Origin of the sequence: Tenuifilum sp. 4138str (genome assembly GCF_041102575.1) — a bacterium.
Taxonomy (GTDB): Bacteria; Bacteroidota; Bacteroidia; order Bacteroidales; family Tenuifilaceae; genus Tenuifilum; species Tenuifilum osseticum.
Genome location: NZ_JBGCUE010000011.1, coordinates 99,518 through 113,545, shown reverse-complemented (window position 1 = coordinate 113,545; position 14,028 = coordinate 99,518). Strand labels below are relative to the sequence as shown.

13 protein-coding genes and 1 tRNA gene are annotated in these 14,028 nt (G+C 40.0%); 10 read left to right on the top strand and 4 right to left on the bottom strand.

Annotation, left to right across the window (positions count from 1 at the left end; genetic code table 11):
• Positions 1-17 precede the first annotated feature (17 nt).
• Complete coding sequence (locus tag AB6811_RS10955; protein WP_369490505.1) at positions 18-677, top strand: NAD(P)H-binding protein; 660 nt, start codon at positions 18-20, stop codon at positions 675-677.
• The gene (locus AB6811_RS10950; protein WP_369490504.1) at positions 661-1,221 is read left to right on the top strand and encodes a nitroreductase family protein; all 561 of its coding nucleotides are present in this window, start codon (positions 661-663) and stop codon (positions 1,219-1,221) included. The genes AB6811_RS10955 and AB6811_RS10950 overlap by 17 nt, the downstream gene beginning before the upstream one ends.
• Here the strand turns inward: AB6811_RS10950 and AB6811_RS10945 are convergent.
• On the bottom strand, positions 1,218-2,309 hold the full coding sequence (locus AB6811_RS10945; protein WP_369490503.1) for a glycosyltransferase: 1,092 nt from the start codon (positions 2,307-2,309) through the stop codon (positions 1,218-1,220). The genes AB6811_RS10950 and AB6811_RS10945 overlap by 4 nt on opposite strands.
• 117 nt (positions 2,310-2,426) lie before the next feature.
• Here AB6811_RS10945 and murB point away from each other — a divergent pair, with 117 nt between their 5' ends.
• Together murB and AB6811_RS10935 are read left to right on the top strand one after the other, a co-directional pair.
• Entirely contained in the window at positions 2,427-3,440 is a 1,014-nt protein-coding gene (gene murB, locus AB6811_RS10940) for a UDP-N-acetylmuramate dehydrogenase (protein ID WP_369490502.1), read from the top strand.
• Between the two features lie 43 nt (positions 3,441-3,483).
• Complete coding sequence (locus AB6811_RS10935) at positions 3,484-4,170, top strand: inorganic pyrophosphatase (RefSeq protein WP_369490501.1); 687 nt, start codon at positions 3,484-3,486, stop codon at positions 4,168-4,170.
• Between the two features lie 35 nt (positions 4,171-4,205).
• Here the strand turns inward: AB6811_RS10935 and AB6811_RS10930 are convergent, their stop codons facing one another.
• From AB6811_RS10930 to AB6811_RS10920, 3 genes are all read right to left on the bottom strand, one after another.
• Complete coding sequence (locus tag AB6811_RS10930) at positions 4,206-6,305, bottom strand: methyl-accepting chemotaxis protein (RefSeq protein WP_369490500.1); 2,100 nt, start codon at positions 6,303-6,305, stop codon at positions 4,206-4,208.
• Between the two features lie 237 nt (positions 6,306-6,542).
• The gene (locus AB6811_RS10925) at positions 6,543-7,265 is read right to left on the bottom strand and encodes a hypothetical protein (protein ID WP_369490499.1); all 723 of its coding nucleotides are present in this window, start codon (positions 7,263-7,265) and stop codon (positions 6,543-6,545) included.
• Positions 7,266-7,364: 99 nt separating this feature from the next.
• Positions 7,365-8,774 (bottom strand): ATP-dependent DNA helicase, encoded by a 1,410-nt coding sequence (locus tag AB6811_RS10920; RefSeq protein ID WP_369490498.1) that lies wholly within the window; start codon positions 8,772-8,774, stop codon positions 7,365-7,367.
• Between the two features lie 87 nt (positions 8,775-8,861).
• Here AB6811_RS10920 and AB6811_RS10915 point away from each other — a divergent pair, with 87 nt between their 5' ends.
• From AB6811_RS10915 to AB6811_RS10890, 6 genes are all read left to right on the top strand, one after another.
• Positions 8,862-9,461, top strand: a complete 600-nt coding sequence (locus AB6811_RS10915) for a hypothetical protein (RefSeq protein WP_369490497.1) — start codon at positions 8,862-8,864, stop codon at positions 9,459-9,461.
• A gap of 10 nt (positions 9,462-9,471) precedes the next feature.
• Complete coding sequence (locus AB6811_RS10910) at positions 9,472-10,320, top strand: DUF3822 family protein (protein WP_369490496.1); 849 nt, start codon at positions 9,472-9,474, stop codon at positions 10,318-10,320.
• Positions 10,311-10,853 (top strand): RsmD family RNA methyltransferase, encoded by a 543-nt coding sequence (locus AB6811_RS10905; protein ID WP_369490495.1) that lies wholly within the window; start codon positions 10,311-10,313, stop codon positions 10,851-10,853. The genes AB6811_RS10910 and AB6811_RS10905 overlap by 10 nt, the downstream gene beginning before the upstream one ends.
• Positions 10,854-10,927: 74 nt before the next feature.
• Positions 10,928-11,001 (top strand) — tRNA-Asp (locus tag AB6811_RS10900).
• A gap of 663 nt (positions 11,002-11,664) precedes the next feature.
• The gene (locus AB6811_RS10895) at positions 11,665-11,904 is read left to right on the top strand and encodes a hypothetical protein (RefSeq protein WP_369490494.1); all 240 of its coding nucleotides are present in this window, start codon (positions 11,665-11,667) and stop codon (positions 11,902-11,904) included.
• 12 nt (positions 11,905-11,916) lie between these two features.
• A complete protein-coding gene (locus AB6811_RS10890) occupies positions 11,917-13,815 on the top strand; it encodes a methyl-accepting chemotaxis protein (RefSeq protein ID WP_369490493.1) in 1,899 nt (632 codons plus the stop codon).
• The last annotated feature ends 213 nt before the right edge of the window (positions 13,816-14,028 follow it).

Genomic DNA, 14,028 nt, shown 5'->3' with positions numbered 1-14,028 from the left:
ACTTTTTAAAAACTGTTATGGAACGAAAAGCCGCTGTATTTGGAAGCACTGGTCTAGTTGGTTATAGCCTGCTCCGTGTGCTCGATGAGAATAGAAATTATCATGAGATAGTTGCCTACCGAAGGAATTTAAACCAATCAAATCCATTCCAAAAGGTCAGATTTGTTGAGTTTGGAGCGAATATCTCAATTGAGCAGGATACTAATGATGTTTTCATATGCTTGGGAACTACCATGAAGAAGGCTGGGAGCAAAGAGGCATTTAAAGCTGTAGATCTTGATATGGTTATTGAAATTGCACACAAAGCTTACCAGGCAGGAGTTAAACGAATTATTGCTATTTCATCCATAGGCGCAAATCAAATTTCACGTAACTTTTATTTGCGGACAAAGGGACAAATGGAGGAGGAACTCAAAAAACTCGATTTTGAGCTGGTTGCAATTGTTCGTCCATCAATCCTACTTGGTAAGCGGAATGAATATAGACTAGGTGAGAGTATAGGGATTTGCTTCTTTCGAACGTTTAGGTTTATATTTGTAGGCCCATTAAGGCGATACCGAGGCATTGAGGCAAGCGATGTGGCCAAAGCCATGGTTCAGCTTGCTTTAACTGCCAAGGGCAAAGTAACTGTAGAGTCCGAAGTTTTAAAGCAAATAGCAGATGTTTACAAACCATAGCGATTACTTTTACAACCTTGTTCAAAACCGTCAGAGCGATAGGGCTTATGATACACGTCCTGTTGACAGGGAAGTAATTCTTCGAATTATTGAGGCAGCCCGTTTGGCTCCATCGGCATGTAATGCCCAACCCTGGCATTTTATTGTAGTTGATGAACCTGAACTAAAGAATAAACTAGCCGATGCTGCTGCAAACAGAGTATTGGGCATCAACCACTTTACCAAACAGGCTCCCGTTCATATCGTAATTGTTATGGAACCCGCTAATCTAAATTCTAACTTCGGGAGTTTTGTAAAGGGCAAAACATTCCCTCTTATTGATATTGGAATTGCTGCTGAGCATATTTGCCTTGCTGCCAAGGCAGAGGGACTTGGTAGCTGCATGCTGGGATGGTTTGATGAGCCCGCTGTGAAAAAGTTGCTGGATATTCCTAAGTCGCGCAGGGTTCCCCTAATTATTACCCTTGGATACCCTGCAAGTGACGAAGTTCGCCAGAAACGGCGTAAGGACTTTAACGAAATAGTATCGTTCAACAAGTACTAACCCTTTTTTAACGAGTTAATCAGGTTAAGCAACCTGGGTTCCTCGTTCTGCCAACATAGTTTTTCTGCCGCTTTCTTTACATTTTTCAGAGTAATTTCATAACCCTCCTTATCCTCAAAAAAGTCGGCAATCTGGTTGGCAAGGTCTATTGGTTTCCGGCTTTGAGCAACAATGCCAATTCCATATTCCTCAACTACCCTTTTCATTTCAGGTAAATCACTTACAAGCACTGGCACATGTGCAGCTAAATAATCAAATAGTTTATTGGGCAAAGCGTACCTGTAGTTCAGTCCCATATCCTCTTCGAGCGATAGACCTAACCAGGCTGTAGGGGTAACAAGCCTTAAATTTTCTGGTGTTAGTTGCCCTAAAAACTGAACCCTGCCAGATAGATCACTTTCAAGCATCTGTCGGCGCAGTTTTATTTCAATATCTCCTTTACCAACAATGAGCAGCTTGTAGCAAGGTAACTGTTTCATCATTTCAATGGCCAGTTCAATACCTCTTCCCATATTCAGGGCACCTTGATATATAATTATTGGTTGTTTATCTTTAAAAACTTCCGTGGAAGTTCGTATGGGAACATTCCTGATTACCTCAACGTTTTTTAGGTTATACCTTTTCTTTAGCTCATTGGCTACACCCTCTGAAACTGTAATTACTGCTTTTGCACGTTTAACAAAGATTTTTTCCTGAATACGCCAGAAGAATTTTGTGATAGGTCGTCCAATGAGCTCTGGCACTTCGGTAAAAAGTTCGTGACTATCATAAATCAACTTTTTACACCTTACTATTGAGCCTAATGCGCATCCTGGCAAGGTATCAAGATCGTTTGAGTAAATTATGTCAGAACGCGAAAAAAGGATTCGTAAAAAAATTCTTAGGTTGTAAAAGAAATAAAAAAGAGGCCCCTTTTCAAAGAGAGGGTTTATGTATTTTACATTGAATTTATTGTTTTCATAGCTCAAGTTTTTATGCTTGCGGCAGAATACCTTAACGGAGTATCCATAAGTTGCTAGTGAATTGGCAACACGTTGTAACCGCTGGTCGGTTACTATATATGATGTGCTAAATATTTGGATTCGCATAAGTGAAGTTTACTTAATAACAAATGAATGGCTTTGAAGGTTTAGTATTAGTAAAGCTATAAAAATTTACGATTTTACATAAAAAAGTTATATTTGTTATCGCAAACTAAAAGCCAAATGTTTGTTATTAAGAAAGATATATCGCTTAAACCCTACAACACCTTTGGAATAGATGTAACGGCAAGTTACTACGCCAGAGCAAACACCGTTGAAAAGATTCTATATGCCATAAATTTTGCGTCGTACAATAAGTTGCCAATCTTTGTTCTAGGAGGAGGTAGTAATATTATATTTACAAGGAATATTGAGGGCGTAGTAATTAATCCGGCTATTCAAGGAGTTCAACTCCAAACCGACGACGAGCAAAACTACGTATTTAGGGTTGGCGCGGGTGTTGTATGGGATAAATTTGTTGAATTTGCTGCAGAGAACAATCTTGGTGGAATTGAAAACCTATCCCATATACCTGGGCTAGTTGGCGCATCGCCCATACAGAACATTGGTGCATATGGGGTTGAGGTAAAGGATACCATAGTTAAGGTTGAAGCAATCGAGGTATCTTCTCGAAAACTCATTGAGTTCAATGCTTCTGAGTGCCGTTTTGGATATCGCGATAGTATTTTTAAGCAGGAGCTAAAAGGGAAGGTAATAATTACCCACGTATGGTTTCGGCTTTCAAGGAACCCGAGTTTTGTATTGAACTATGGGAACCTTGCTGAGGAAGTTGAAAAGCTTGGTGAGGTTACAGTACAAAATGTACGCAAAGCCGTTATCAACATCCGGAAAAGTAAATTGCCCGACCCGGCTGAGTTAGGTAATGCCGGTAGTTTTTTCAAGAATCCCGTTGTTGATGCTGATAAATACAATGCGCTTAAATCGGAACATCCCGATTTAAATGGTTTTCAGGTTTCAGAGAGTTTCTATAAAATTCCTGCTGGTTGGCTTATTGAAAAAGCCGGATGGAAGGGTAAGCAAGTAGGTAGGTGCGGTGTGCATCATAAGCAGGCCTTGGTGCTTGTAAACCATGGAGGTGCAAATGGTACTGAAATTCTAGAATTGTCCTCATCAATCCAAAAATCCGTGAAGGAGCTTTTCGGTATAGAGCTTGAACGGGAGGTGAACGTTTTCTAATCTCGTTTCATTTATTACCTTTGCGGGCTAAAATTTTTAAGCAATGACAAATAGGATTATGGATCCCATTGGCAGGCTAATGGGATTGAGGTATAAATCGCACCCCTGGCATGGGGTTGACGTTGGGCCTAATGCCCCCAGTATAGTTACAACTTTCATTGAGATGGTTACAACCGATACGGTTAAGTATGAGGTTGATAAGGTATCGGGCTACCTTCGTATCGATCGTCCGCAAAAGTACTCAAATGTGCTTCCAGCACTTTATGGTTTTATTCCACAAACCCTCTGCGACGAGAATGTGGCACAAATTGCCCGCGATAAAACCGGGCGAAACGATTTAGCCGGCGATGGCGACCCCCTTGACATTTGCGTGTTAACCGAAAAAAACATTGCCCATGGGAATTTACTAGCTTACGCAATCCCCATTGGGGGGTTGAGGATGATTGACGGTAACCAGGCCGACGATAAAATAATTGCCGTTTTAAAGGATGATGCGGTTTATGGGCATATCCGAAATATTGATGAATGCCCTGAGGCAATTATTACTCGACTGAGGCATTACTTTCTAACCTACAAGGATTTACCGGGAACTCACCGCGATTGCGAGATTACCCATGTATATGGAGTTGATGAGGCACACCAAATCATAAATGCAGCCCTTGCCGATTACCGGAAGAAGTTTGAAAATCTGGATATGATTCTATCGCAATACGGGATGATGAAACCGTAAAGTAATTGAGGGCTGCCATTTGCAGCCCTCAATTGTTAGAAACTCTCGTATTCAGAATCATCGCTTGGTTTTAACTTAATATCAATCCCCTTGTGGGGTTGCTTGGGTTCCTCAACCTTCTTTTTTGTAAGGGGTTTTATAACCTTCTTTTCCGATGTTTTTGGTTTAGGTTCAAGCTTTGGGGTTGTTTTCTCGCTTTCGTATGCTTGGTGTTTAGAGTCATCCTTTTTAACACCATGAACGGTTTCAATCCTAAATGACTCTGCAAATTCCAACAATTTCTCAGCCTGTGCAGCAAGTTCCTCTGCACTAGCAGCTAATTCCTCTGAAATAGTGGCATTTTGTTGAGTAACTCCGCTAAGCTGTTGGGTAGTATTGTTAACCTGCTCTGAGCCTGTAAGCTGTTCCTTGCTAGCGTGGGCAATTTCCTGAATCAGTTCGGTTGTTTTCTGAATTTTTGGAATAATTTGATTCAGTAACTCTGTGGCTTTAGCTGTAATTTGAACGCTCTCACCCGATTGTCTATTAATTTCGTCGGCTGCCATTCGGCTACGTTCGGCTAACCTTCGCACTTCAGCAGCCACAACTGCAAACCCTTTTCCATGTTCACCTGCACGTGCAGCCTCAACAGCGGCGTTTAGGGCTAACAGGTTAGTTTGGAATGCTATATCGTTAATAATTTGAATTTTTTCGGCAATTGAACCAATTGATGCCATACTTTTTTCCGAGGCATCCTTCACCTTTTGGGCATCAGTTACCAGTTCAAGCGATATCTTTTCAACCTCAATGGCATTGTGCGAGTTTTGCTCAATATTTGAAACCATTTCCTCCATGGTGCTCGACAGTTCTTCCGATGATGAAGCTAACTCCTCAGCACTTTGCGATACCTGCTGGGCTGTAGAGTTTAAGTGCGAGCTGGCATCAGCTATACTTCCACTACTGCTCTTGAACTCTGTAACCATTTCAATTAGTTTTTGCTGCATTTGAAGGAGTGACGATTGGAGTGTTCCAATCTCATCGGATCGATTGTGCTCCAGCTTGTGGGTTAAATCGCCATTGGCTATATTGTTGGCAAATTTTACGGCTTTAAATATTGGCATAGTAATATTGCCGGCTTGGTATAGTATTATCATAATAAGAAGCGCAATAGCAATTATGCCAACAATAACGATTGTGATTATTAATTTTCGACTCTCCGAGTAAACCTCATTAACGGGCACGACCACAACTACCGACCAAGGCTTAAGGGTTTTCCCAATCTTTATAGGGTTTATAAATACAAACGATTGCTTGCTTCCCTTACCCAATGTTATTGTGCTGAATGAATTGCTATTAACAATTTTTTTGTAATCAGCAATTTCAATGTTCAAAATATTTGAAAGCGTATCGCCAGTTAATTCCTTATTAGGGTGTGCGGCTATAATCCCATCGTATGAAGCAATAAATATATAGCCTGTTTGGTAAACCTTTTGATTCTTGATATTCTCAGAAAGTTCTAAAAGGTCAATATCCAAACCAATTACCCCTATTGTTTTTCCGGACTCTTTTACTGGGATAGCCACCGAGGTTTCAAAGTAGCTATGGCCAGTTTCGTCGCCGGTGTAGGTATAAAAGTACGGCTCAAGTACAGTTTCATTGCCCGATGTGAAGGGTATCTGGTAGTAATCCTCGCTGTACATTGAAACCTCCCCCGCTTCGCTTTTTATGATGTTGTTTGCTTTGTAAAAAGAGATGTCAAATCTACCCTCTTCATCATAACCATCTTTACCCGCATATTTTGAGTCATTCTCATCAAGCATGTTTGGTTCATACATTGCCCATAGGGCAAGATAATTCTTATTTAAGTCAAGTGTTTTTTTGAGAACATCCTTATAAACTTCTCTGTTTTTTACACCGCTCAATTTAAGAGAGCTAAATGTAACATTGATATTGTATAGTGTTTCAAAGGGTTTTTCAAGGTAGCTGGCAACACTCCGTGTAACATCCGATGCTATCAACGAGCTTGTTTCCCTTGCCGTTTTCTTTGCTGTGTTTAGGCTTTTGTAAGCCACAACGGTTAAAGTCACAGCCATTATTACAATGGTAATACCTAGAATGTTTACCATCATTTCTGTCCTTAAGCTCCTGTATCTCATACTCTTGATTTTTGATATTCTGCACTGTGCTTCCCGCAATATACGGTTGATGCAATTAAAAGTCAAATTTTATTTAATTAAATGTTCGTTTTAAACATTTGTTAATTAAATAACAATGTTTGGTAGATGCTTTTCGGGAAGGGTCAGTGTGTCGCTTAAATCTATTAACTAACCTGTAGACTTATTTCAGGACTAGACATCCATTATCCTTTAACCTTTATCCTTTATCCTTTATCCTTACTGTATGGTAAACGCAGCTAGTAAAAACACTTGGTGTGTGTAGGGGTTAAGAATAAAGCTTCCCTTAACCGGAATGGTTATGTTTGAGTTAAAGTGAATATTCCTAGTAACTGTTATTCCAGTATTTGTAATTGCAGTCTTGCTGGCGTAGTAACTTTTATAGGGCGTTCCACCAATATGAAATGAAATACGAGTATTGTCGTTTCTGAAGAAAGTGTACTCCGCCTCGAGGTAGGTGGAATAAAGGTTCTTTTTGCTTAATGAGTCCTTATCAAAACCATAAAACATGGTTGCAAAGGTTAAACTTAGCGGGAAATGGCTTGTTGGGTTAATGGTAATTATAGCATCGAGGGTGTGGCGGGTCTTACTGTTACTGAATTCGAAAAAGTCACCCTTCCAACCAGCAGTATCAATAGGGTTGTAGTAATCAATAATTGTAAGATCAACATTCTTGTACTTAAAACCGGTGTATATATCAATTTCTTGAACGTTTTCGGAACCTAAGGAATACGAGGCCCAAAAGCCACCAAAAAACATATTGCCATCGAATCGGATAGTTGGCTGTACGGCGGGGGTTGTATTATTTCGCATGCCACGCCATAGGTGACGGCTTACAAAATCGAATTTTAGTTGAGTTTTAATACTTTGACTATCTTGGCTTTTAACCTCAGCATTAAAAGTTGCCAGTACGGTAATTAAAACATAAAAAACACGCTTCATACCTCTTTCCCTAAAATTGACTGCAAAGATTCAACAGCAAAACGAAAGGGAGTATGGTTATGTTAATGTTGTAGAGCTGTTTTATGAAATTTTAACTCGCTAAAAAAATTTATCGTCAAAGTTTACCAGGTAAACTTTTTGGGTGGCCCTTGTAAAAGCAGTGTAAAGCCAGCGCAAGTACTCACGTGTTAACATGTCATCGTTGAAAAACCCCTGGTCAACGAAAACGGTTGGCCATTGCCCACCCTGAGCTTTATGGCAGGTAACCGCATATGCAAATTTTGCCTGAATGGCGTTAAAGTAGGGATCGTTCTGAATTTGTTTCATGCGAGCCTTTTTGGTTTTAAGGTGCATGTAATCGGCCAATACTTCCTGGTAAAGCATTTTCATGCTTTCGCTCCCCAGCGATGGGCCATCCATGTATAGTGAGTCGAGTATTAATTTAGCATCAAACTCTTCGTTGTTATAGTCAAGCAGCTCAAATGTAACATCAGCGAACCGGAAACCATAAAGTTCAGTTCTTTTACCTATCCGCTTAACCCTTACTATTTCACCATTGGCCAAAAAGCCAATATTTGGCCTATCGTTCACCCAGTAGTAGTTGTTCCGGGCAACCATTAGGTAATCACCCACGCTGAGTTCCTCCTCGTGGAATAGAATTTTTGCCCGTATTCCCTGATTATATCTATTAGCTCGTTTGTTCGAGTAGCAAATTACAATATTCCCTTCGCGCCCGTTTTTACTGTACTCATCGGAGAGGTATTCCAGGAGTTCCCCTCCTGAAATTCTTTTTACATCGGCATATTCAGTGTTGAATTTAGGGAATACATTTTTTGACGAGTCAACCAGTTCCCTCAGCCAAGTAGCATTTTGCAAAATTCCTGAATCGAACTGCTGTCTAATTACCTCGGAGAGCTGTGCAAACCTAACATTTAAACCAAACGATTCCAACTCAGCAGGGTTCAATGCCGGGCTAATATCAAGGCCTACCGGAGGTAGCTGAGCGGTATCGCCCACAAGCATCAGCTTGCACTCCTTGCCCATACTGACATACTCAATAAGGTCAGTAAGTAGCTTGCCCGATCCAAATGCGCTATCGTCGAACGATTGGTTCGATATCATCGAAGCCTCATCAACAATAAATATGGTGTTTTTTGATTTGTTAAAGTTTAGGGTAAAGCGTCCAAAACCATCGGTATTGGATAGTTGCCGATAAATTATTTTATGGATTGTGTAAGCATTACATCCGGAGTATTCAGCTAATACTTTTGCTGCTCTTCCGGTAGGAGCAAGGAGCTGGTAGTTTATACCAAACTTATCCAAAGCCTTAACGTATGCCGCAATAAGCGATGTTTTACCGGTTCCGGCATAACCTGTAAGCAACATACAATCATTACCGGTAGGCTGAACAGTAAACTCCGATAAGGTGTTAATTGCTTCCAGTTGCCCAACTGTAGGGGCAAAACCCAACCTCTCAACTATTTCCTTAATAACATGTGTTTTAATCACAGCAATGCAATATTTTTTGTAAATTTAAGTTAGAATTTAACCAGATGTTTTTAAATTTGCACGCAAACATAAACCAAAACACGAAAAATGAAAACAGTTTACCAAATTGCACTTGCAGTTATCATAGCGATACTTGGTTATTTCCTGTATGAGAGCATAATGGAGCCAATCCGTTTTGAAAAGGAAAAAAATCGTAGGTACAATGCTACCATTGAGCGTTTAAAAAGTATTAGAACTGCTCAGGATGCTTACCGCTCGCGTTTTGGTAAGTACACCGGTAGTTTCGATACCCTTATCAACTTCATGAAGGAAGGTCAGATTAAGGTTGTTAAGCAGATTGGTTCGGAGGACGACTCCCTTGCTGTAATTCAGAAAAAAGTTTTCCGCGATACCATTCTCATTCCGGTTCGCGATACCATTCTTAAGGGGTATCCTTACGATTCGCTACGTTTTATTCCGTTTACTGGTGGCGAACAGTTTGAGCTGGCAGCAGGTGAGCTAAAAACACAATCGGGTGTAAGCGTTAAGGTTTTTGAGTGTAAAGCACCGAACAAGGTTATCCTAAAGAACCTTGATCGTCAGGAAATTATTAATATGGACGACCTTGCTAAAAAACTTAATAAGTATCCTGGCTTAAAAGTTGGTTCCTTAACCGAGGCCACCAATAATGCCGGTAACTGGGAGTAGTATATTGGCAATGCAAGAAATTGACATCATAGACGAAACCTTTGATAGGGATCGGACATCTACATACGAACTATCCATTCAGGTATCCCTGAATGGATTTTCGTATGCGGTGAAGGATACCATACGCAACACTTTCATAGCACTATTCAATACGGGTTGGCAGGGCTTTAGTATCAGTAGTGTTGATTTCCGTAATTTTATTGGTAAGCTAACTGAGGCTAAACCCTGGCTTAAGGGGGAGTTTAAAAAGGTTATAGTTGCATTTAACCTACCTTACTTTACAATTGTTCCCAATGAATTCTTTGAACCAAGTAAATCGAAATTACTCCTTGAGCAGGTTCATTCCACACCCGATGGCTTTGAATTGGGTTTTACCGAATTGCCAAACCTATCGCTAGTAATTATATACGCTGCACCCCATGAGTTTATTAACGAGTGGAAATCGTTACATGGTGGCTCTTTATTTACTCATTCATTGCTGTCATTTATTCAGGTTCCCTACAGTTACACCGCTAAACCCTTTTTACAGGTTGATATTGACCAACAGCATTTAGCCATAATTCTTCACAACAACGGTCAGCTTCTTGCGGCCAATAGCTATTTGTGTAAATCAACAACCGATGTTGTTTATTACACCAATGCATTAGCTAGGTCAGTTATTGATAACACTTATAACTTACAGCTTAACCTGACCGGTGATGGAGAGTTAATGGCAGGGTTGCCCGAAGAGATAGTTAAATACGTTAACTCTGTTACCCATCAGGCTAATTTTTATAAACCGGTATTTTTCTCATACCGACTTCTACGTTACCGGACAGAATACTTTAGGCTATTCAATTTGGGTGTTACATGCGAATAGTATCCGGAAGTTTACGTGGACGGCTTATCAATCCTCCAAAGAACTTTCGTGCTCGTCCTACTACCGATTTTGCCAAGGAGAGCCTCTTCAACATAATTGCCAATCATTTCGATTTTGAGGGGTTAAGGGTTCTTGATTTGTTTTCGGGCACAGGTAGTATAAGCTACGAATTCATTTCACGCGGAGCCGCCTTAGTGGATTCAGTTGAAAAGGATTTCCATCATTGGCAATTCATCCGTAACACTGCAAACCAGCTTAAACTTATTGGATTAAATCCCATTAAGGGAGATTCTTTTAGCTATATTAAGTCTTGTAACAGGCAGTACGATATTATTTTTGCCGACCCCCCCTACGATTTGCAGGGAATTGATACCTTACCGCAAATCATCTTTAATCATCCCGTAATTGTCGATGGAGGATGGTTTATTCTTGAACACTCCAATAAGTACAATTTTGCAGATAATCAGCATTTTTTGGAACACCGGGTTTACGGAAGTGTTAATTTCAGTATTTTTCAGAAAAAAAATTTTTAGCTGACTATTGCAAGATTAAAAACAAGGTATTACCTTTGCATCGCTTTTCAAGGGAAAAGTTAAAGCAAAAGATTGGTCCGGTAGTTCAGCTGGTTAGAATACATGCCTGTCACGCATGGGGTCGCGGGTTCGAGTCCCGTCCGGACCGCAAAAAAGCCTCGGGTTACTCTGGGGCCTTTTTATTTTTACGTTACACAGGTCAATGAGCCTCATTTTAATCCAAAATATTCAATTGATTTTTTCAATTGACGAATCTCCTCTTAAAGTCTTACTACATACCTATTTTTATTAGACCGTAAAAGCTTGAAAATCCAAGGTACAGGATTTAACTGTTCCCTTTCTCACTAACTTCCTCTAACTTCCTCTAACTTCCTCTAACTCCATCATATTCCTCCTATTCTGATTCATTCCGACTCATTCCGTTTCTTTCCGTTTCATTCTAACTCATTCCCGTCTCAAGCTTGGCGTTTCACGGCTCACGTTTCACGGGCTCTAACTTCCTCTAACTTCCTCTAACTTCCTCTATATTCTTCAATATTCTTCTAACTCCAACATATTCCTCCTATTCCGACTCATTCCGACTCATTCCGACTCATTCCTCTAGAAATTTTCCCGGTTGAATTTGTTATTTGAAGGTTCTTTAGTATAATATTTACCGCTAATCAATAAATAAGTCACTAACGTATTTATAGCAATTGTTGTGTTGTTATTTAGATAACATTTAAATTGATTTTCTAAAATATTTTTTTGACGAAAGTTTTTTTTTCTGATAAAGAATTGATTAATTTTATTATATCTAAAAAAATAATGTATGGAAACAATATCAAGCTGTCCAAAGCTGGAAAAGTGCCCCATTTACCTGAAAAATGTTTTTTTCAATCCGAATGCGGGCGAAACCTACCGAAAAATTTACTGCACAGCTGGTAAAGAGAAGTATACAAGCTGTAAACGCTTCCTTGTGTCGGAGAAGGTTGGTAAACCAGTACCTGAATCCGTTATGCTTAATTGCTCCTTAACAGTGGATGAAATTATAGCTAAGTATAATCTTTAAATCAAACTATTTATGAACTTAAACAATTTACCAATTGGGAAACGATTGGCATTGGGTTTTTCATTAATTATTGGTTTAATATTAGTTGTGGCCATTGCTGTTTTCATTTCGAATCGTAAAGTAAGGTTGGAGAGCAGCAAGCAGGTTATGCTTAACAATTTGCTAGCTAGTAACGCTGCTTTAAGTTCCCATTTGCTCGATTTTATTCAATCAGGTAATCAGGTTGAACTCGACTCCGCTAAGCTCTACTTTACCAAGTTTAAAAACCAACTCGAAATTCTTAAGCCCGTTGTTACGAAAAAGAATTATGGGCTAATTACAATTATTGAAGGAAATATTAAGGTAGTTGAAGATCAATTCGCAACACTTGAAAATAGCAATCAGCTTATAGCTCAAACCTCTACAGTTCTGGAAAACTCATCGAACACTGCACTTTCCATTGCTGCCCGAGTTATGGGAGGTGAGGTTTCACGAGGCGTTCAGCAGTTTTTGAACATTCGGATAATGGAAAAGAATTACCTGATTTCAGGTAATGATGAACTGTATAGAAAATGGCTAACGGAAATTGATGATAATACCAGATTAGCATCCAAATTAGGGCTTAGTGAGATAGTAAGGGCACTTGAGCAGTATAAAGAAAGTTTCATAAAGCATGTCGAGGCCAAAAAAGCTATTTTTGATGCCAAAAGTAAATCCCTTGAAGCGGTAACCCATAACCAAAGTTTGCTCCAAAAGGGAGTGATTTTATCGGCCGGATTACTGAACGATTCAGCTAAATATGGATTAACGGTAATAATTTTTGTGGTTTTGTCTATTGTCTTCTTGAGTTCACTAATTGCATACAGGGTTACCCGTAGTATTACCGAACCTGTAAACTCAGGTGTAGAGCTAGCCCATAGCCTATCCAAAGGAAACCTGGTTATTCATGCAAGCGAGTCAGCTAAAAGAGGCGATGAGTTAGGAAAGCTTTCACGTGCCCTTAACGACATGAGCGAGAAGCTGAAGGAGGTTATATCGACAATATATATATCCTCAAACCACATTGCAGCTGCAAGCGAACAATTGAGTACCACTAGCCAACAGCTATCGCAGGGAGCATCGGAGCAGGCAAGTTCTGCTGAGGAGGTTTCTGCCTCAATGGAGCAAATGGTTGCAAATATTCAAAACAACACTGAAAATGCCAAGCAAGCCGAAATCATTGCCTTTAAGAGCGTAGAGGGCATCCGTAAGGGATATGATTCTACTACATATGCCCTGAATAGCATGAAAAAGATTGCTGAAAAGGTTACCATTATTGGCGATATTGCTTTCCAAACCAACATACTTGCCCTTAATGCTGCAGTTGAAGCAGCCAGGGCAGGTGAGCATGGCAAGGGTTTTGCCGTGGTGGCTGCCGAAGTTCGTAAGCTTGCCGAACGCAGCCGTCTGGCCGCCGAGGAAATTAACAGAATTACCCACGATGGCGTTAAGATTGCCGACGATGCTGGTCGGTTGCTCTCAGAGATAGTTCCCGACATTGAAAAGACCGCAAGGCTAGTTCAGGAGATTGCTGCTGCAAGTATGGAGCAGAATGCTGGAGCTGATCAAATAAACTCTGCCATTCAGCAGCTTAACCAGGTTACACAGCAGAATGCTGCTGCTAGCGAGGAAATGGCTTCAGGTGCTGAGGAACTCAACAGCCAGGCCCAGCAACTAATTGATATTGTATCATTTTTTGACACTGGTGGAAAAGAAACCCTAACAACGTTGAGTAACCTTAAGAATGTTACTAGAAAGATTGCTCAAACTTCAATTACTCCTAAAACCGAATTCAGGGAATCCAAACGAACAAAGTCAAAACCTAAGCTTTCCGATGGTATCGACATTAAGCTTTCAAGCAACAGCGACGACACTAATTACGAAAAGTTTTAGAAGAAAAGAGGCGGTAAGCCTCTTTTTTTTGTTTTGGGAATTTACATGACATTACTTACTGTATTCCAAATTCGCCAATTGAATTTTACACTTGAGGAATCGACTAACATAATCTGATAATTCTGAAACCTCGAAATGAAAGACTTTGATAAGCCTGGATTACCTCGATATGCCAATAGAATCACGTTATTTAAATGTTTTATGGTGCATCTA